Below are 20,110 nucleotides of genomic sequence, written 5' to 3' on the forward strand. Positions count from 1 at the left end.
AGCTTATTGGTTTAATGTTTTAAAATATGGCACGTACATTTTTATATCTTTTTTTAGCATGGCCGAAACCCCATCACCTGTAATGGTTGCTCCTGCCAAAGCATCTACCTCATTATCGGTAGTATCTTCGTTCTTAGGATCATTATTACCCTTGGCAACTTTAATTCCTTCGAAGGCACCTCCGTTTAGAAATTTCTCACCGGTGAAATCGTCCATAAAATATCTTTGCTTTATTTCCGCTCCAAGTCCGGGTGTCTCTCCTTTGTGATCGAAATATACTCCCTTAATTGTCATGGATTGATCCACAGCAACAAAGCCCCATATTGCGTCCCACAGACCTTTACCCCTTACAGGAATTACATACAATGTAGTTCCGTCCTTTTCGGCAACAAAGAGTGGGAGTCGGCGTTGATAGTTCTTATCCTTTGCTTTGGTCTCCTCTTTTTTCAGGTCGATAAGATATGCCTCGTCATTTTCAGTAACCTGGTCACCTTGAATTACCAACTGCTTTGTTACGTATTTATCGAATTCTTCCTGAACGACATCGGTGGAGACAAAGGCTACATCATTAGGTCCTTCATTTTCGTTTACGCCAAGAGCATACAGTATGTTTTGTTGTTTCTCAAACTTTTCATTTGCCTTTATCATGGGTTTTAAACCACTTGCAAATCCTGCCAATAGCGATCCTACTACTACCACCATAATGATGGCAAAGATGACAGTGTAACTATTTTTATCGGTGTTAATTGCCATGTTTTACGCTGTTTTAACTTTAACTCTCTTCATTCTACGTTTTATGTTACCCTGTAACACATAATGATCTATGGTAGGTGCAAATACGTTCATTAACAATATCGCAAGCATCACACCTTCGGGATAGGCCGGATTGAATACTCTTATCAATACGGATATCAATCCGATGAGAAATCCGTAGATCCATTTTCCTTTGTTAGTCTGTGACGCCGTAACCGGGTCTGTCGCCATGTAAACAATACCAAAGGCCAGACCTCCTATTAACAGGTGTTGCCAGAATTCGGTGCTCATCAATGTAAAGAATTTACTGGATTCTGAGATCCAACCTGCATCGGCCACTCCGTTAAAGATCAATCCCATAACAAGGGCGCCAATGACTGAAGACAACATGATCCTCCAACTTCCAATCTTGGTAAAAATGAGAAACAATCCGCCTAATAATATAAGTAAGGTCGATGTTTCTCCTACCGAGCCTGGAATAAATCCGTAGAACATATCCCAAATACCCATATCGTTTCCGGCTATGGTTAAGGTTTCATTTCCTTGTGCGTAAGCCCCTAGGATAGTTTCTCCTGAAATGGCATCCGGCTGACCCACAGTATCAACCGCTCCATGCACCCATACCTTATCCCCACTCATCCAGGTTGGATAAGCGAAGAATAAAAAGGCTCTAATGGTAAGTGCAGGATTCAGAATATTCATTCCTGTCCCTCCAAATACTTCTTTACCTATAACTACTCCGAAGATAACCGCCACAGTAAGCATCCATAATGGTATATCGATTGGTACGATCAACGGAACCAACATCCCGGTAACCAGATATCCTTCTTCTACTTCGTGTCCTTTTATTACAGCAAATAAGAATTCTACTGCCAAACCTACTCCATAAGAGATCAATACCAATGGCAGTACTTTCCAGGCTCCCACGACAAGGTTCTGAAAATTCCAGAATTCACCACTAAAAAAGCTCATGGCTTTAGTGATCTCGGGTAGGGTTTGTAAATTATGTTGATATCCGGCATTAAACATTCCAAAGATCAAACACGGAATAAGCGCCATGATGACCGTATTCATGGTACGCTTTAAGTCATCTGCAGCACGAACATGCCCTCCGGAATGTGTGGTTTCATTAGGCAGGTATAAAAAAGTATGCAAGGCATTGAATGCCGGTGCCATTTTGGTGCCCTTGTATTTTTCCTTTAGCGTATGTAATTTTTGTTTCAATCCCATAGCATTATCCTATTTCTTTATACATTAAGTCCAAACCATTTCTGATGATCTCCTGGTGTGGTTGTTTTGAAACACATATGAATTCGGTAAGCGCGAAATCCTCAGGCGCAACTTCATACATTCCGAGTGCTTCCATAGCGTCTAAGTCTTCCACCATACAGGCCTTTAAAATTTGCAAAGGGTAAATATCCATTGGGAAAACCTCCTCATAATTTCCGGTTACCACAAATGCACGATGTTCGCCATTCGTATTCGTGTCCAATTCATATTTCTTATTCGGAAGCATCCAAGAGAAAGTAAGTGCCCGGGAAGCCGATATTTTATTGAACACCGGTTTGTTCCAACCGAAGAAGTCATAGTCATCTCCTTCAGGTATCACTGTAACGGTATTGTTATAATACCCCATATGACCTTTAAGAGAAACTTTTCTTCCTGTGAGTACATCTCCACTAATCACTCTAACATTTTCTTCATCCAATCCGGAATCGTATATAAATGTAGCGACCTCCGACCCTATTCTTGTCGTATAGTATTTTGGTGTCTTTACTGAAGACCCTGTTAACGCAATAACGCGCTCGGCATTAAATTTTCCAGTTAACAATAACTCTCCAATGATCACGAGATCCTGTGCGGCCACAGTCCAAACAGTTTCCCCTTTGTTCACCGGATCGATCTTCGAAATCTGAGTCCCCACATTTCCTGCCGGATGAGGACCGCTAACTTTATGAATGGTGCAGTTGGTGCAATTTTCCAGAGGAGAACCACCTGATTTTCCTACTGAAACATGAACAGCTCCTTCAGTTAGTGTACTCAATGCCGTAATTGCTGCCTGTAATTCGTTCTCTTTTCCTCTAAGTGTATAATCGAGATCGGCTGCAAGAGGAGCCGTAGAATATCCCGAAATAAAAATCGCTTTTGGGCTAATTTCGGGGTCTGCGATAACATCGTATGGACGTTGTTTAATAAAGGGCCAGCAACCGGAAGCAAGCAAATGTGCTTTTACCGACTTAGCGTCCATCTTCTCCGGGGTTTGTTTTCCGAAATCCTTAAAGCTATCCTGAGGATCTGCTTCTATTAAAATTTCGGTGATCACCCGCTTTGCTCCTCGTTCGATCGCGGTAAGAGTTCCGCTAACAGGAGAAACAAATTTTATTTCTTCTTTTTGTTTTGAAAAGAAAATAGTGTCACCTGCCTGAATTCTCTCTCCCTCTTTGACTACCATTTTAGGTGTAATCAGATGAAAATCGGAAGGTTTAATGGCAAACGTTCTGGAACGCGGTGCTTTGGAAAGAGTTTTATCCGCTTCGCCTTTAAGTCGAATGGTAAGACCTTTTTTAATCTTAATGTCTTTAGACATAGGATAGTGTGTTATAATTTCTTTTACTCCTTATCCTGAATACTATCAGGATTTCGGGAGTGCAAATTTATAAATTTAAAGTAGCACCACATAATAAATATTTATAATTTTATTGTAATTAGCGCGTTCAATTATTCCGAAGAAAATAAGGCATGGAAATTGTTTATCTTTAGCCTTTCAAAAACCGTTTTATGTTTCGACTTTTATTTGTAATTACCCTTCTTTCTCAAACCGTTTCCGGACTTTTTGCTCAAGTTGAAGAACGGCCGGCACCAGATTATATAAGAACGATCCAGTTTAAAGGAAGTACTTCTCAAAGTCAGTTGCCTATTATAAGACTGGGGGAACGATTGCAGCTTTCTTTTGATGCATTGAACGGTGAAGAAGCCGATTTTTACTATGTCATCACCCATCATAATTTCGACTGGACGCCCAGTGATCTATCTAAAGGAGAATATCTCGATGGGTTTGATGATGTTCGTATTGAAACTTACGAGAACTCGCTAAACACGCTTCAGATCTTCTCTCATTACCGACTCAACATTCCGAACAGGGAAACTCGGAGGATTGAAAAAAGCGGGAATTACCTTTTAAGCATATACGACGATGACGGCTATCTGGTATTTTCAAGAAAATTTATGGTCATGGAATCACTGGTAGGTGTTTCCGTAGATATTAAAAGATCCCGGGACCTGAAATATATTGACGCCAAGCAATCTGTTCAGTTTACAATTAATTCTTCTTCTCTGCTGTTGCGAAATCCCAAGCAAACCGTTAAAACTCTGGTTATGCAAAACAGCAATTTAAAGACGGCAATTACGAATCTGAAACCTCAGTACACTATAGGAACCGAGCTTATTTACCGCTACGATCAGGAATCGTCCTTCTGGGGTGGCAATGAATTTCATAATTTCGACAATAAGGATGTTAGGGCAGCCAGCAACAGTATTCGCCGGGTAGAGTTGAATGACCTGTACGAAAACTATTTGTATACCGACATAGATCGATCAGACCGTCCATATACGTATAATCCCGATATCAACGGTAATTTTGTGGTACGGAATCTGGATGTACAAAATCCTTCCATTGAAGCCGAATATGTTAGAATCCATTTTAATCTGCAGTATTTCGATAATATTGGCGACAAGGAAATTCATATTTACGGCAACTTTAATAACTGGACCATAGATGGAAGTACTTATCTTTCTTATGATGAATACAGTGACTCCTATCGATGCTCACGACTATTTAAACAAGGTTTTTATAATTACAAATATGTACTTGTAGACCGTGACGGATCCATAGACCCTACCCCCATAAGCGGTAGCTTCTGGCAAACTGAAAACGACTATACGGTATTGGTATATTTCAGGGATCTGGGAGAGCGTTACGATCGTATCGTAGGAATGGGAATGGCCAATTCTTCAAAAATCACCAATAATTAAATTGGGTTTCAGCTCTCTTAATTTTCCTGAAGTATCTAAAAAAAACGGACTATATTTACGGTATGAGCCGTACGTTGCCCGAAAAAAGTAATAGCCGAAAAGCTTTTAAGTATCGCAATAACGAATGTCTTAATTGCGGTCACCCTTTGGATCTCAGCGACCGTTATTGTTCTTATTGTTCGCAGCTTAACACCAATAAACAGCTTTCATTAGGTGATTTTTTCGGTGAATTTGTTGGGAGTATCATAACTTACGATTCCCGACTCAGGTTTACCATAAAAGACTTGCTCTTTAAACCCGGCACCATTACCCGAAATTATGTTCACGGGCAACGCTTAAAATACGCCAACCCGTTTCGTTTCTTCCTAAGTGTCTCGATCATTTATTTTCTATTACAAAGCATTATAACTACATTTTCTACACGGGATAGTTCATTGTTGAACATCCAGGATACCCAAAAGAACGAAGTCAAAGATCCGTTAAGCACTTCCGGCCAAAATATATATTTTACAAACGGAGAAGGTTCACAGGATACCCTTAAAATTGAAGAGGGCAACATACTTATAAATTCCGATACCCTGTCAAAGAGAGAAAAAGCCTTGCAGGATTTCAGATATCTATCGGAAAAAGACTTTGATACCATACAATGGTCAAATCGCATGATCGAACGGTTTTCAATGTACAGGGATTTCTATGAAATACACGACATAAAAGATCCGGTTGTGGCCTTAGACAGTCTCAAACACAAGAATACAGCCACTAACCGATGGTTATACGACAAGAACAATACAATTGAAAAAGTCAAGAAGGATCCCTTTGGCTTTGCCAATTTCCTTATGGGCAAAATTCCGTTCTTTCTGTTTTTCTTCACCCCTGTTTTTGCTTTTTTCTTTTGGGTGCTTTACTCCAAGAAAAAATACACCTATATGGAACATATGATCTTTATCTTTCATATTTTCAGTTTTCTGTTTCTGGCAATGCTAATTTGTTTGCTTCCGGATCTGTTACTTGGGGATGATGTTTTTTCCGGGATCCTATTTGTTTTTATCGGACCATTTTATTTTTACAAGGCGCTTCGTAACTTTTACAAGCAGAACCGTTTTATAACTATTATAAAATTTGTACTTTTAAACAACATATTTTTTATTAGTTCAACCATCGCAGCCCTTTTATTCTTTGCTATAACGGCTGCAACCTACTAAAATGACACAACAAGTAACACAGGGAATTAAAGTTTCGGTTGCTACCGGATTTGAAGGTACTTTTTATAAGGACCACAAATTGCAGTACGCTTTTTCCTATACGATCACAATTGAAAACCAGGGAAAGGATGCCGTTCAGCTTAATTCCCGATATTGGAAAATAAAAGACGCTCTGAACAATACTGTAATTGTGGAAGGCGAAGGTGTTGTAGGCTTAAAGCCTGTGATTCAACCCGGTGAGCAACACAGTTACAACAGTGGTTGTTTGTTGCTTTCTCCTTTTGGTGCTATGCATGGCTATTATGCCATGGTTAATTTTTCATCCACCCGAAAATTCAAGGTGGCTATCCCTTCTTTTAAGTTAAGTGCCCCTTTTGCCATTAACTAACCCTTCTGAAATTTCATTGTATTTCATTTCCTGATACGTTTTTTAGGTCATAGCATAACAGATTTGGTGCATTACCGGCTCATTGCTTCAAATGTGTTAATACGTACTACACTTCCGTTAACAAGGTTCCCTTATGGCCACTACTTTTGACCCATCGAATTGCACTAACAATTAAAAAAAGTAGAAATCATGCGAAACACAAATTCAATACAATCGGGCTTAGCCGAACTTTTGAACTCAGTTCTTTTTATCACGCTGTTTATTTCTCTGGCATATTATGGATATGAAGCCATGCAGGAAATCTGGAACGGCATTGCAGCAAATGCTACATCTGAAATGAATCGATGGACATTGTAGTCCTTCATTATACAAATAGTAACCAATAAATTAACTACACAATGAAACGAGCTATCCTATTTTTTTCGATCCTAATGTGTTCAGCATCACTGTTGGCGCAGACAGCACATGACGAGCAACTTATTAGAAATACAGTAAAAACCCTTCAGACCGGTTGGAATGCCTCCAGCGGCGAAACCTTCGCAAGTTCATTTACCGATTCTCACGATTTTATCGTATGGAACGGGTATTACTTTAAAGGGCAGGACATTAAGACAAATGCAATGGGTCATGACCAAATTTTCAGCACAATGTATAAAGGCACACAATTGTACTACACCGTAGATAAAATTAGATTCATTAAAGAAGATATTGCACTTGTCCATGTTTTTGGTGCTGTGGTTAAAATTACCGAATCACGTCCCAAAGATCCGCAGGTGCTCATTTCCATGGTTATGGAAAAGAAAGACGGAGATTGGAAAATTAGTTCCTTTCACAATTTGGATCTGGAAGTTTTTCAGAACGAAGGCATGTTAAAAGGATCTCCGGTACCGCCATCTGTTATGTATGCCAGTTGGTATGCTGATGTAGAATAATACGTACCATCACCGAGAGTGTCTCTAAATTTTAGGGGACACTCTCTTTTAAAAAACTGAATTTTAGTACCTTAACTTTTCAAATAAATTCAATTAGCTGCGTATGCGATTTATTTTACTGAGCTTGATTACTTGTCTCATTTTTCTTTGCTTCGGAAACGTACCGATTCATGCGCAGACCGATATTGCGACCAACGATCTGAATCGCTATGTGATTTCTTCAAATTACCCGATTCAGGATGTGTTCGGCAATACAGAGATACTAAGGCATAATGCTGAAAAAATTACCATTCATGATTTACTGGAAGGTTCTAGAGAATTTAGATTCGAACCTTTAACGGAAGATGTAATCTCTGAAGATAACGTTGTTTGGTTACATCTTGCTTTAGATCCCAAACTTTCACTAAAAAACCAGCAAATCGTTTTTAAAAGCAATAATGATACTTACAGGTACGCTACACCGCACGATAGTATTCAGGTGTATTATGTCCATCAAGGAAAAATTATAGACAGTACTAGAAGCGGAATTTTCGTTCCGGCTTCTGAAAAGAAATTACCATTCCCTGCCAACCGAAGTACATTCCCGGTTTCCCTAACGAAAGATGAGCCTGTTGATTTTTATATTAAGATATTCGATCAAAATAAAATCTACCCTCGTATGGAACTAAGGGATCCCTCAATCCCTTTTCCTCAAAATACCAGTTCTTTTTGGCTTTCGGCATTTGCTTTAATACTTTCAATCTATGTGCTGGCCTTTTTCTTTTATACAAAAGACCGTTCCTATTTATATCTTTTTGGGTTTTATGCATTCATCGCTATCTATGAACAATTTGTAGAGAGCAATCTTCCCTTATTGGAGCTGTTCTTTTCAGAAATACCCAAGGCATCAATAATTGTCTGGATTACCCTCACTTTGGGCAGCAAGGTCTTCTTTATGCAGTTTGGAAGGAAGTTTACCAATCTTAAAGCCATAAGTCCGCTTTGGGATAAAATTGTTATCGGAATCATCGGCTATTTTATTCTGGCCATTGTGATACAACTTGTAATGCTCAGCAATGGGATTAATCCACTAGACTCCTACCAGTTTATTTTTGCCGGGTTAGGATTTCTTGGGGTACTCATTGTGACCCTTCGCCTGTTGTTTTTTAAGGACATCTTATTGAGATACTTTGCGGTTTCCTCCATTTGGTCCTTTATATTCTCAATACTTGGGATCTTATGGGAGAATGGAATTATTCCATTTTGGAATGATGTTAACCCCTGGATCATTGCGAACACCGGACTCATGTTTATACTCGCCCTTGCTATTGCAAGAAAGCTTCAGTTTAGTGAAAGAGCTAAATCGGAAATCGAAAAGGTACGTGAGATCGATGCGGTTAAGTCGCGGTTTTTTGCCAACATATCTCACGAATTCAGAACACCCTTATCGCTTATTCTTGGGCCGGTGAACCAATCCATTGAAAATATTCCCGCTTCAGAAAATATAGGTAACGAAACCGAAATACCGGTAAAAGGAAAGCATTTAAAAGTAATGAAACGAAATGCGCTTCGGTTACAGCATTTGGTAGACCAGATACTCGATCTATCGAAACTGGATCAGGGCGAGATGCAATTAAGGGTACAGGCGGGGGATCTTATAAAATTCTTGCGGGCCATCATTTTTTCGTTCGAAAGTTTAACCGAACTAAAGCATATTGATTTTCATACCCGCTTTCCCAAAAAGATAGCAGACACTTATTTTGACAGGGACAAACTTGAAAAACTCCTTGTAAATCTCATCTCCAATGCCATTAAATTTACTCCGGAGCATGGCGAAGTTTCAGTTGTAGTAGAGGATAATCTGAAAGGTATAAAGATCGTAGTGAGCGATACCGGAAATGGAATGAGTTCTGAAGAGGTCAATAAGATCTTCGACAGGTTCTATCAAACCGAAGGATCTCACGTTCAGGGCACGGGAATAGGTCTGGCGCTGGTAAAAGAACTGGTAACATTGTACAGAGGACAGATACATGTTGATAGTGTGGAAGGCGAAGGCACTACTTTTAAAGTAATAATACCCTATAGAAAAAGTGACTTTAAAGCTTCCGAAATCGTATTTTCTGAAACCGAATTGACAGTAAATAGTCATTTTGAAACCATGGTTTTTGAGGACTCTGAAGATGTTTCCGAAGAAAACATTCCAAACCTCAATCTGCCTTTATTGCTCATCGTGGAGGACAATCCCGACCTCCGTGAATACATTGCCGAACAGATGCGTGAAGATTTTAGAATAGAAACAGCAAAGGACGGAGCGCAGGGGTTAAAATTAGCAAAAGCCCATATTCCGGATATTATCATTAGCGATGTAATGATGCCAAAAATGAGCGGAACAGCTCTTTGTGAAGCTATAAAAACCACCAGTATCACCAGTCATATTCCGGTGATCCTGTTAACCGCCAAAGCCGATCAAAAAGCACGTCTGGATGGGCTGGAAACCGGCGCCGATGATTATATAACCAAACCCTTCGAAAAAAGGGAATTGTTAATTCGGGCACAGAATCTAATCTCCCAGCGGGCGAATCTGAGAGAAAAATTTACTTCAGAGTTAAAAATAAAACCTACCGATGTGACGCTCACTTCGATGGACGAACGATTTGTTAAACAAGTGATGCATGAGATCGAACAAAATATTGGCAATGAGTTTTACAGTGTGGAAGACCTTAGCAGCGCCATTGGTTTTAGCAGGTCCCAATTAAACCGAAAATTGAAATCCTTGTTGGGCAAATCTCCCAACCAGATGATACGGGAATTCAGGTTGATACGCGCCAAGGAAATGCTCGAGCAGAAAAGTGCCTCGGTATCTGAAATTGCCTACGAAGTAGGTTATTCTAACCTCTCTTATTTTTCGAAAAGTTATAAGGATACCTTCGGAATGCTTCCCAGTGAAGTCTGAATTTATAAGACAGACTTTGTAACCACGCCCGACTGAAGATCCTCGTATCGCATAACGACCTTCGATTCCTTGACTATCTGAGTAATACTCTTGGTCCTTACGAAGCCACGATCCATAATGACGTCTGTTTCAATATTTCCTTCCCCGGCGGTTTTGTGAAAGTGAAGTATTTCGTTCTCTGTCGGATTTAAATGTTCCATCAGAAATGAAGAAAACCATAGTTCTCTCTTTCTTTTTGCAGTTTCAGAATACAATAAAGAGGAAGACCAGATATGCGGGGAGCGAGCTTTTTCAGAAAAATGACTGCGAAGCCCGTCCCAAACCAATTCGTATAATTTCAGATCATTGTTCCAGTCGACAACGACAAGCGTAAATGGTTCAATTCCCATTAGATCATAATCCCGAATACCGGCTTCAATGTCTTCCGAAGTTAACAGGTCGGTAACTATAATACCGCGACTCATTCTATAATTATTATGTCGTTCATGTGGCGTAAAACCCCCGTTTAGCAAACAGATAAGCCGTTGTTTGCTGCTTAGACCAATCCAGGTTCCTCCTGCCAATGTATCTTTGGGATAGAGGAGCGTCGATTCGTGGTGTTCATAATGTGCCGGCACCAGAGTTTCACGACCGGGTGCTTCGTCCCTGTTGGAGGTTAAGATAAAACGATCCCGGGATTTAGGAATAAAAGTGAGCGTACACATTAGTCAGATTATTGACATACGAAGGTATGAAGTAATCTTGAAATAGTACAAAATGAACTTTACAACTTAACAATGGTATAACTTAGTATCTACTTCATAATTTTGTACCTTTGCACCCATTCAATAAACAGTAATTTTAAAACTATAATTCCCATGGGAAAAGGATTTTTTGAAGTACCAATTGCAGTAAACGAACCGGTTAAGGACTATGCTCCCGGCTCTCCCGAACGTGAAGAGGTTTTAGCTACCTATAAAAAGATGTACAATAGCACGGTGGATGTGCCTTTGTTTATTAACGGAAAAAATGTAAAGACGGGTGATACTTCAAATATGGTTCCTCCACACGATCATCAACATGTGCTGGGCACCTATCACAAAGCGAAGAAAAAGCATATAACTGAAGCGATAGACACAGCTTTAAAAGCCCGTAAAGATTGGGCTGCCACTCCATGGGAACAGCGTGCTGCTATCTTTTTACGTGCTGCCGAATTAATTGCCGGACCCTATCGCGCTAAAATAAATGCTGCGACGATGTTGGGCCAATCCAAGAATATCTATCAAGCAGAAATTGACGCAGCCTGTGAGTTAATAGATTTCCTGAGGTTCAATGTGCAGTATATGACAGAGATCTATCATGAACAACCCGAATCGACTTCGGGCGCATGGAACAGGTTGGAATATCGTCCGCTGGAAGGATTTGTATATGCCATTACTCCCTTCAACTTTACGGCTATCGCAGCAAATTTACCTGCCAGTGCAGCCTTGATGGGTAATGTAGTTGTGTGGAAACCCAGTGACAGTCAGATGTACTCTGCAAAAGTCATCATGGATATCTTTAAGGAAGCCGGCGTACCTGCCGGAGTGATCAATATGGTGATGGGAGATCCGGTGATGATCACAGATACAGTTCTGGCAAGTCCCGATTTCAGTGGCATACACTTTACTGGATCCACTCATGTTTTCAAGGATATCTGGCAGAAAATTGGAAATAACATTCATAAGTATAAAACTTACCCGCGAATCGTGGGGGAAACCGGTGGAAAAGACTTTATTGTCGCTCACAAAACAGCCAACCCAAAGCAGGTCGCTACGGCAATTGCGCGCGGAGCGTTCGAATTTCAGGGTCAAAAGTGTAGTGCTGCCAGTAGATGTTATATTTCGAAGAGTATCTGGGCAAGAGTAGAAAAACATTTACTTGCCGATATGAAATCCTTTAAAATGGGCTCTCCGGAGGACATGAATAATTTTATAACAGCGGTGATCCATGAGGGGTCTTTCGACAAGCTTAAAAAATACATCGATAAGGCAAAAAAGGATAAAAAAGCAAAGATCATAGCCGGAGGCGGTTACGATAAGAAAGAAGGTTATTTTATTGAGCCAACGGTGATTCTTACAACAGATCCCAATTACACCACTATGTGCACCGAACTTTTCGGACCTGTAGTGACAATATATGTTTTCGAAGACAAGGATTGGGAGAAAACACTTCATTTGGTGGATGAGACCGGAGAGTACGCGCTTACGGGAGCTGTTTTTAGTGAAGACCGATATGCGCTGGAGACTGCTGTTCGTATTCTGGAAAATGCCGCCGGAAACTTTTACATTAACGATAAACCTACCGGTGCCGTGGTTGGACAACAACCGTTTGGTGGAGCAAGAGCCAGTGGAACCAACGACAAAGCAGGAAGCAAGCTAAATCTTTACCGCTGGGTGTCACCTCGAATGGTAAAGGAAACCTTTGTTACCCCTACCGATTACAGATATCCGTTCTTAGGATAGCTTATATCTTAAATTACTGAAAAGCACCTGCCATTGTAGGTGCTTTTTTTTTATCTTAATGCTATGAAGTACAAGATTAAAAATGAAAAGGTGGTCTTTAATGATCACTACCAAATGTTAAAGGCTGAAGTTTCCTACGACACGTTCGACGGTAAACAGTTCGAAACCAAAAGGCTTGCTTTTCACCGGGGAGATTCGGTAGCACTGTTACTTTTCGATACAGACTCGCGTTCGGTGTTGCTCACTAAGCAGTTCCGTTATCCTTCAACCCGGCATGATGTGGGGTGGATGCTTGAAATTCCTGCAGGCTCCATTGAAGAGGGCGAGTGTCCTCTTGAATGTGTTAAACGAGAAAGCATTGAAGAAACAGGATATGAATTGCATCAACCACGGCAGTTGTTTCATTTTTATGTATCACCCGGTGGATGTACCGAACGCTGCTTCCTATTTTATGCCGAAGTAACTTCTAAAAATAAAATTGCTTCAGGTGGAGGTAAACAAGATGAAAAAGAAGATATTAAAATTGTAGAACTTCCCGTAGAAGACATTGAGTCACGCCTTCAGAATACAATTATTGACGCAAAGACTATCATTGCTTTACAATGGTTTCAGCAACATATTACCCCTTAAATTTTAATGGAAGATGAACCACGCTCTTGGTTTCGTAGAAGGCTTCATCAAAGAAATCGGTTAACGGATAAATATGTGCTTTGGGAAATGGGGCCAACTCTTCGCTAAGGTCCCCTCCTTTTAAATACAAAATTCCGTTTTTGAGTTCATGCCTGCTTTTTTTGGCAACTCTGTCCTTTATCCAACGCACAAAGGTCTCCATTTGTGCTACGGCACGGCTCACAATAAAGTCGTATTGCCCGGAAACTGTCTCAACTCTGGCATTTGTGATTTGCACGTTAGAAAGTTCGAGACCTCCGGAAACCTCTTCTACCACCTTTATCTTTTTCCCAATACTATCTACGAGGTGAAACTGAGTTTCTGGATACAATATCGCTAGCGGAATGCCCGGAAAGCCACCACCTGTGCCTACATCCAGAATACGGCTGTTAGGCAGAAATGGCTGAACTTTTGCGATACCAAGAGAGTGCAGGACATGCCGAAGATAAAGTTCGTCGATGTCCTTTCGGGAGACCACATTGATCTTAAGGTTCCAGTCTTTATAAAGCGATGCAAGCATTTTGAACTGATGTACCTGAATTTCAGAAAGCTCGGGAAAATATTTTAGCAGGATGTCCATAGTGAGTTATTAACGGCAAAAGTAGGATTTCTTTAATAATTTTATGATTTGGAATTGTCTTTTGTAAGAAGAGATGCTTATTTTAGCCGTTTCCCTCAGATATTTAATTAGTTAACGTAATTCTGAGTTATTTTTGTTTATAATCCCCTTATATGAATCACCTTAGTATCGAAAAAGAGATCTCTGAAAAGTTGAAGAACTGGCGAAAGATCACCAGCAAGTACAAACAGAAAAGCACTAAAAAAGCAGTGTTGCAGATCCTGACTTCCATATTACCATTTCTAGCTATCTGGGTACTTATGTATTTTATGATCGATGTATCTATTTATATTGTCTTGGCCCTGGGAGCGATCAATGCATTATTCCTGGTAAGGATATTCATTATACAACATGATTGCGGTCACCAGTCTTTTTTTAAATCTAGAAAAAAGAACGATCTCTTTGGCTATATCTGTAGCGTATTTAGTTTTCTACCCTTCAAATACTGGGCTAAAACACACAATTTTCATCATTGTCATACCGGCGTTTTGGAGCCGGAGCACCGTACCGTTGGGGATTTGCCAACACTAACAGTGGATGAATATAAAAATTCGAATTGGTGGGGTAAATTAAAATACAGAGTCTTTAGAATGCCTTTAATAACCTTTGTGATCTCACCGGTTTATTATTTTATTGTGACCACGAAATTCCCGTTGCTTAAATTTGAAAATAAACGCAAAACCTATTTAATGATATTAAAGGATAATAGCGTGATCATTCCCTGTTATCTTGCGGCCGGTTTCCTCATTGGATGGGGTACTTTCCTATTGATCCAGTTTTATATTCTTTTTCTCTTCGGAATCATTGCTTTCTGGTTTTTCTACATTCAGCATCAACATGAAGAGACCTATAAAAAGTGGAGTGATGACTGGAACTTCCTATTGTCTGCAGTAAAAGGGAGCAGTTATTATAAGTTACCGAAATTCTTTGAGTGGTTTACCGGAAATATTGGGATTCATCATATTCACCATCTAAGCAGTATCATTCCTAATTATAATCTCAAGGCCTGCCTTGTAGAAAACCCAATACTCACGCAGTACACGACTACCATAACATTTTTTGAAAGTCTAAAAATGATCTCGCACAAATTATGGGATGAGAATCAACAGCGTATGATCTCCTTCAGAGAGTTTCACCGCTTGTACAAATAGGATTCTACGATACTTTTGGCGGCATTTTTAAATCCCTGCTTCGACATTCCCTTTCCGAAGCGCAGGATCATAATGTTATGTTCGGGAACCAGATACATCATCTTGTTTCCGTTGGCTCCAACAGCGTAAGCATCATTGAATTTCCTGTTTCTTTTGGTGGAATGTCTCCAAAAGTTTGTCATATGCTTATTATTCCCGGTGTCATTCTGGAGTGAATCTTCCACCCATTGCTTTTCAATGAATTCTTCTGAATTAATTTTTCCATCATCGAGATACAGCTTTCCCAGTTTGGCTACATCAATCGCCGTGGCAAATAATCCCGATGCCATTCTTTCTACCTCTGAAGCAGTACCATCTACAGCCAGATACGCTGGATATTCCATTCCCAATTTATCCCAAAGTAACTGCATCGGCTCAATGAGATTTCCACCAAAAGACTGCCGCAACACCTTGGTTAATAATATGGCATCAATTTGTGAATATCTGAACTTTTCCCCCGGAGGTAATACAGAGCGGGCACTTTTTACAAACCCTTCCAAATCGTTACCATAGTGAACCTCAAGATAAGGTGTGAAATCATAAAGGCGTGTAGAATAATTTACTCCCGAAGTCATATCCAGCAACTGCCCGATTTGCAGCTTTTCGTCTAGTTTTCCTTTCATTTCAGGTAGATGATCGACTACGCTTTCATGAGTACTTTTCAACTTGCCCTGTTTGACAGCCAGTGCCGTAAGAGTACTTAAAAACACCTTGGTCACAGACCAGATCATAAGGGGTGATGTTTCATTACATCCCCTGTCGTAAAATTCGTAAAGCACATGGTCGTTCTTTATCATTAAGAAAACTTCGGTGTCTGTTTTTTTTAGAAAGTCAGAAATAGCTATTTTTTCTCCGTCATATTGAAATTCTAGGGAGGGAAAGGCAGGATCAGGATCTTTTCCGAAGGTAAAACAAGCATCCCCCGGAAGGAGTTTTCGGACCCTGATCTTTTTATAATCATCATTGGTTGCCGGAAAATATTTCAGTGTATAAAAAATGGGATGTTTCCAAAAATAAATCAGCAGGACCACGGCTACCGAAATGACTCCAACGATCAAGATCATTACAGTATAGGATCTATAAAATTTGTTAGTAACAATATTAGGACTGTTAGACCGGCACTTATAAGGAGATGCTTTAATAATAAATTACCCAGATCGTTTTTTGCCTTTTTAATCGATTTTATAAAAACAACATAATGAAGTAAATACATAGACAATGAAACGATAACTGCTACGACTCCTATCGAGCTGTAATCCTCTAATGCAATGTAGAGATGTCGAAGACCAAAGAAATGTCCAAAAAACAGACAACATAACAGACCGTAAATTGAAACATATCTCAAGCGTTCACTTTTTGGTTTTAGCATATAAATAAACTCAAAGAAAGATCCCGGAATTAACTGTCGCGACGTTACAGAGTCTCTTCCATTTTCGTTTGAATGCGTATTTAGTAATTTATCCAGCTCACTCCGTTTAGTGACATAATCAATAAGATGTGCCCCTATCATTCCAAATAGAACCGATAGGATAACCCACATTATTAAATGATATTTCGTGTCGTCTGAAATAATGATCCCACCAATATCAATATCCTTAAAGTCTTTCAGGTTTGCGATCGCAAAGATTATTGCAGTGATCAATAGAAAGAACAACCGGTCGATTCGCTTCTTTAGGTTTACGATCCTATCCAGAAGCTCTTTAATTATAAATTCGTCGTTCATTCCTATATAAATATTGGTTAGCGTAATGAAGATAAAACAAATATTACTTTTTATCCACAATGGCCCAATAAGTTGTTATAAATAGTATTTTTACACAAAATTTTACCCATGAACCCAAAACTTTCGAAGCGTGTAAATGAAATGGCTACATCAGCGACTCTTGCCATGGCAGCTAAAACACGTGAACTTCAGGAAGCAGGAAAAGATATTATCGGTTTAAGCCTTGGAGAACCCGATTTTACGGTCCCTGAATTTGTGAAAGACGCAGCCATTCAGGCAGTGAAAGATAACTTTCATTCGTACACTCCCGTAGACGGTTATGGAGACCTGAAACAGGCTATCATTACTAAATTTAAAAGAGATAACGGACTTACCTATACTCCGGCCCAGATTGTGGTATCGACAGGTGCCAAGCAATCATTGGCAAATCTGGCTCAGGTATTGCTGAATGAAGGCGATGAAGTATTGTTACCGGCTCCGTATTGGGTAAGCTACAGCGATATTTGTAAAGTAGCCGGTGGAATTCCGGTGGAAATAAAATCTTCGATCGATACCGACTTTAAGATAACACCAGAGGCACTAGAAGCTGCTATCACCCCGAAGTCGAAAATGATCATTTACAGTTCCCCTTGTAATCCCAGTGGATCTGTGTATAGCAAAAAAGAATTACGGGCCCTGGCCGATGTTTTGGTGAAATACCCCAACATCATTGTGGTTAGCGATGAGATCTACGAACATATTAATTTTACCGGTGAGCATGCTTCTATGGCTCAATTTGAGGATATGTATGACCGAACCGTTACAGTAAACGGGGTGTCCAAAGCCTATGCAATGACCGGTTGGAGGATAGGGTATATTGGAGGTCCCGAATATATAGCACGTGCCTGTAACAAGATGCAGGGTCAGGTAACAAGTGGTGCTAACTGTATTGCACAGCGAGCTACCATCACAGCGCTTATACATCCGCCGGAGAAAATTAAATATATGGTGGATGCGTTTAAAAAGAGAAGAGCAATGATCCTAGAACTGCTTTCTGAAATACCTCATTTTAAAACCAACGAACCCGAGGGTGCGTTCTACGTTTTTCCGGATATTTCGTATTACTTCGGAAAAACACTAAACGGAAAGCATATCAATACGGCATCCGATTTTTCTCTGTTCCTTCTAGAAGAAGCCAATGTCGCAACAGTAACCGGAGAAGCTTTCGGGGATCCAAATTGTATTCGAATCTCTTATGCCGCTTCCGAGGATGAGATCAAAGAGGCTATGAAACGCATCAAAGAAACCCTCAGCTCTACAGAAGCATAGAATGATTGGTATTACTGTCATTCTTATTGTCTCTTGGGTCTTACTCTTTTTTTTTCAAAAGAGAAACCTATTAGCACTCGGAATAGTTCCTAATAAGAATCGTGCTTTCCCGGCTATCATTAGTTTTTTGTTCGCCGTTATGATCTGTGTTGCTTTTCAGTTTGTGAGATCAGAGATCAACAAAGCTGAATGGATCCTATCAGAAGGGTTTTCTACTGAAGGTCTTTTGAACGCATTTTGGTGGGACATCAAATCGGTCTTATTTGAAGAATTGATTTTTAGAGGTGCGATTTTGTTCATCCTTATAAAACGACTGGGATGGAAATATGCTGTCATACTTTCAGCAGTTGCTTTTGGCGTCTATCATTGGTTCTCTTTTGGTGTCTTCGGAAATATAATGGCCATGATAATTGTATTTATTGGTACCGGATTAATGGGTTTGGCATGGGCATGGGCCTATGCGAGATCTGAAACAATTCTAGTCCCGATCGCACTACATTTGGGTTGGAATTATACCTTTAATTCGATATTTTCGAATGGTCCGTTGGGTGAGATAGGTTTTGTGCTGAAAACTCAAGATCAACTTGTTGAGCAAAATCAATTCTTAAACATGATGATACTCATGTTGGCACCTGTATGTATGATCCTTTTTATTAAATTTTTCATCAAGAAGAAGAATCTGGAATTCTCTACAAACTCTTAAATCCACAGTAAATGGCAAAAATATTATTATTGGGAAGCGGTGAACTGGGAAAGGAATTTACTATCGCTGCGCAGCGATTGGCGCAAACCGTGATTGCCGTAGACAGCTATGAACATGCTCCGGCTATGCAGGTTTCCGACGCATGTGAAGTAATCAATATGCTTGATGGTGAAGCACTGGATGCACTGGTAGAAAAACACAAACCCGATTTTATCGTCCCGGAAATTGAAGCTATTCGAACAGAACGCTTCTATGACTACGAAAAGCAAGGTTATACGGTAATTCCTTCAGCGAAAGCTGCCAATTTTACCATGAACCGAAAGGAAATTCGCGATCTGGCTGCCAAGGAACTCGGCTTAAAAACCGCAGATTACCGATATGCCACTTCGGCAGAAAGTCTTAAAATGGCCGTTTCGGAAGTTGGGATGCCCTGTGTGGTAAAACCGCTTATGTCGTCCAGTGGTAAAGGACAGAGCACAATTAAAACCGAAGATGACATAGAAAAAGCATGGAATTATTCGCAGGAAGGTTCCCGGGGTGATGTTGCCGAAGTGATCGTAGAGTCTTTTATAAATTTCGATTACGAGATCACCTTGCTTACCGTTACTCAACGCAACGGAAAAACTCTTTTTTGCCCTCCTATAGGTCATCGTCAGGAGCGCGGAGATTATATGGAAAGCTGGCAACCGGCCACTATGGAGAAACATCATTTAAAAACAGCGCGGGAGATGGCCGATAAGGTGACCGAAGCATTGGGTGGCGCCGGGATATGGGGTGTTGAATTCTTTGTTGGGGAAGAAGGCGTTTATTTCTCCGAATTATCTCCCAGACCTCACGATACGGGTATGGTAACGCTGGCGAAAACTCAGAATTTCAATGAATTTGAATTGCATTTGCGTGCCGTATTAGGATTACCTATTTCTGAAATTACCTTGGAAAGAATAGGTGCCAGTGCTGTTATTCTAGCATCGGGTAATTCAGAGAATCCGACCTTTGAAGGCCTGGAAGATATTTCAGCAGCACCGAAATGTGATTTCAGAATATTCGGTAAACCCACTTCCCGACCCTACCGACGCATGGGCGTCGTGGTCACTTACGATTCCTTAGACGGAAACGTTTCCGAAGTTACCCATAGAGCAAAACAACTGGCTTCAAAAATTTCGGTTAGGCTATAGA

Annotated in this window: 19 protein-coding genes; 12 read left to right on the forward strand and 7 right to left on the reverse strand. The window is 40.2% G+C overall.

All coding sequences use genetic code 11. From position 1 onward, the window contains the following. Positions 1–3 precede the first annotated feature (3 nt). The 3 genes from ALE3EI_RS01500 to ALE3EI_RS01510 are packed head-to-tail and all read right to left on the reverse strand — an operon-like array spanning position 4 to position 3,340. Complete coding sequence (locus ALE3EI_RS01500) at positions 4–753, reverse strand: Na(+)-translocating NADH-quinone reductase subunit C (RefSeq protein ID WP_186990131.1); 750 nt, start codon at positions 751–753, stop codon at positions 4–6. A 3-nt stretch (positions 754–756) separates the two neighbouring features. Further along, on the reverse strand, positions 757–1,983 hold the full coding sequence (locus ALE3EI_RS01505; RefSeq protein ID WP_186990133.1) for an NADH:ubiquinone reductase (Na(+)-transporting) subunit B: 1,227 nt from the start codon (positions 1,981–1,983) through the stop codon (positions 757–759). Between the two features lie 4 nt (positions 1,984–1,987). Further along, positions 1,988–3,340, reverse strand: a complete 1,353-nt coding sequence (locus ALE3EI_RS01510; protein WP_186990135.1) for a Na(+)-translocating NADH-quinone reductase subunit A — start codon at positions 3,338–3,340, stop codon at positions 1,988–1,990. A gap of 191 nt (positions 3,341–3,531) precedes the next feature. Between ALE3EI_RS01510 and ALE3EI_RS01515 the strand changes: the two genes are divergently transcribed. From ALE3EI_RS01515 to ALE3EI_RS01540, 6 genes are all read left to right on the forward strand, one after another. Next, positions 3,532–4,785, forward strand: a complete 1,254-nt coding sequence (locus tag ALE3EI_RS01515; RefSeq protein WP_186990137.1) for a type IX secretion system plug protein — start codon at positions 3,532–3,534, stop codon at positions 4,783–4,785. A gap of 62 nt (positions 4,786–4,847) precedes the next feature. After that, a complete protein-coding gene (locus tag ALE3EI_RS01520) occupies positions 4,848–5,987 on the forward strand; it encodes a DUF3667 domain-containing protein (RefSeq protein ID WP_186990139.1) in 1,140 nt (379 codons plus the stop codon). 1 nt (position 5,988) lies between these two features. Next, complete coding sequence (gene apaG / locus ALE3EI_RS01525; protein WP_186990141.1) at positions 5,989–6,375, forward strand: Co2+/Mg2+ efflux protein ApaG; 387 nt, start codon at positions 5,989–5,991, stop codon at positions 6,373–6,375. A 189-nt stretch (positions 6,376–6,564) separates the two neighbouring features. Beyond that, positions 6,565–6,732 carry a hypothetical protein gene (locus ALE3EI_RS01530; RefSeq protein WP_186990143.1) on the forward strand — a complete coding sequence of 56 codons (168 nt, stop codon included), beginning with the start codon at positions 6,565–6,567 and terminating at the stop codon, positions 6,730–6,732. A gap of 41 nt (positions 6,733–6,773) precedes the next feature. Further along, complete coding sequence (locus ALE3EI_RS01535; protein ID WP_186990145.1) at positions 6,774–7,307, forward strand: SgcJ/EcaC family oxidoreductase; 534 nt, start codon at positions 6,774–6,776, stop codon at positions 7,305–7,307. A gap of 103 nt (positions 7,308–7,410) precedes the next feature. After that, positions 7,411–10,239 (forward strand): response regulator, encoded by a 2,829-nt coding sequence (locus tag ALE3EI_RS01540; RefSeq protein WP_186990147.1) that lies wholly within the window; start codon positions 7,411–7,413, stop codon positions 10,237–10,239. A gap of 2 nt (positions 10,240–10,241) precedes the next feature. On the opposite strand, the gene ALE3EI_RS01545 is transcribed toward ALE3EI_RS01540, so the two are convergent. After that, on the reverse strand, positions 10,242–10,943 hold the full coding sequence (locus ALE3EI_RS01545) for an NRDE family protein (RefSeq protein ID WP_186990149.1): 702 nt from the start codon (positions 10,941–10,943) through the stop codon (positions 10,242–10,244). 153 nt (positions 10,944–11,096) lie between these two features. Here ALE3EI_RS01545 and pruA point away from each other — a divergent pair, with 153 nt between their 5' ends. Then, on the forward strand, positions 11,097–12,722 hold the full coding sequence (gene pruA, locus ALE3EI_RS01550) for an L-glutamate gamma-semialdehyde dehydrogenase (protein WP_186990150.1): 1,626 nt from the start codon (positions 11,097–11,099) through the stop codon (positions 12,720–12,722). A 63-nt stretch (positions 12,723–12,785) separates the two neighbouring features. Continuing rightward, entirely contained in the window at positions 12,786–13,352 is a 567-nt protein-coding gene (locus ALE3EI_RS01555) for an NUDIX domain-containing protein (RefSeq protein WP_186990152.1), read from the forward strand. On the opposite strand, the gene rsmG is transcribed toward ALE3EI_RS01555, so the two are convergent. Beyond that, entirely contained in the window at positions 13,342–13,971 is a 630-nt protein-coding gene (gene rsmG / locus ALE3EI_RS01560) for a 16S rRNA (guanine(527)-N(7))-methyltransferase RsmG (protein ID WP_186990154.1), read from the reverse strand. The two genes, ALE3EI_RS01555 and rsmG, sit on opposite strands and share 11 nt — an antisense overlap. 152 nt (positions 13,972–14,123) lie before the next feature. On the opposite strand from rsmG, the gene ALE3EI_RS01565 reads away from it, so the two are divergent. After that, positions 14,124–15,161: a fatty acid desaturase gene (locus tag ALE3EI_RS01565; protein WP_186990157.1), complete on the forward strand. Its 1,038-nt coding sequence runs from the start codon at positions 14,124–14,126 to the stop codon at positions 15,159–15,161. On the opposite strand, the gene ALE3EI_RS01570 is transcribed toward ALE3EI_RS01565, so the two are convergent. Together ALE3EI_RS01570 and ALE3EI_RS01575 are read right to left on the reverse strand one after the other, a co-directional pair. Next, the gene (locus tag ALE3EI_RS01570; RefSeq protein WP_186990159.1) at positions 15,143–16,264 is read right to left on the reverse strand and encodes a serine hydrolase domain-containing protein; all 1,122 of its coding nucleotides are present in this window, start codon (positions 16,262–16,264) and stop codon (positions 15,143–15,145) included. The two genes, ALE3EI_RS01565 and ALE3EI_RS01570, sit on opposite strands and share 19 nt — an antisense overlap. Beyond that, complete coding sequence (locus tag ALE3EI_RS01575) at positions 16,264–16,923, reverse strand: hypothetical protein (protein WP_186990161.1); 660 nt, start codon at positions 16,921–16,923, stop codon at positions 16,264–16,266. Before ALE3EI_RS01575 ends, ALE3EI_RS01570 begins: the two co-directional genes overlap by 1 nt. 108 nt (positions 16,924–17,031) lie before the next feature. On the opposite strand from ALE3EI_RS01575, the gene ALE3EI_RS01580 reads away from it, so the two are divergent. The 3 genes from ALE3EI_RS01580 to purT are packed head-to-tail and all read left to right on the forward strand — an operon-like array spanning position 17,032 to position 20,109. Beyond that, entirely contained in the window at positions 17,032–18,231 is a 1,200-nt protein-coding gene (locus ALE3EI_RS01580) for a pyridoxal phosphate-dependent aminotransferase (protein WP_186990163.1), read from the forward strand. Between the two features lies 1 nt (position 18,232). Further along, positions 18,233–18,934 (forward strand): CPBP family intramembrane glutamic endopeptidase, encoded by a 702-nt coding sequence (locus tag ALE3EI_RS01585; protein WP_186990165.1) that lies wholly within the window; start codon positions 18,233–18,235, stop codon positions 18,932–18,934. Positions 18,935–18,945: 11 nt separating this feature from the next. Further along, positions 18,946–20,109 (forward strand): formate-dependent phosphoribosylglycinamide formyltransferase, encoded by a 1,164-nt coding sequence (gene purT / locus ALE3EI_RS01590; protein ID WP_186990167.1) that lies wholly within the window; start codon positions 18,946–18,948, stop codon positions 20,107–20,109. Position 20,110: the final 1 nt, after the last annotated feature.

This window comes from Constantimarinum furrinae, from assembly GCF_014295415.1.
Taxonomy (GTDB): Bacteria; Bacteroidota; Bacteroidia; order Flavobacteriales; family Flavobacteriaceae; genus Constantimarinum; species Constantimarinum furrinae.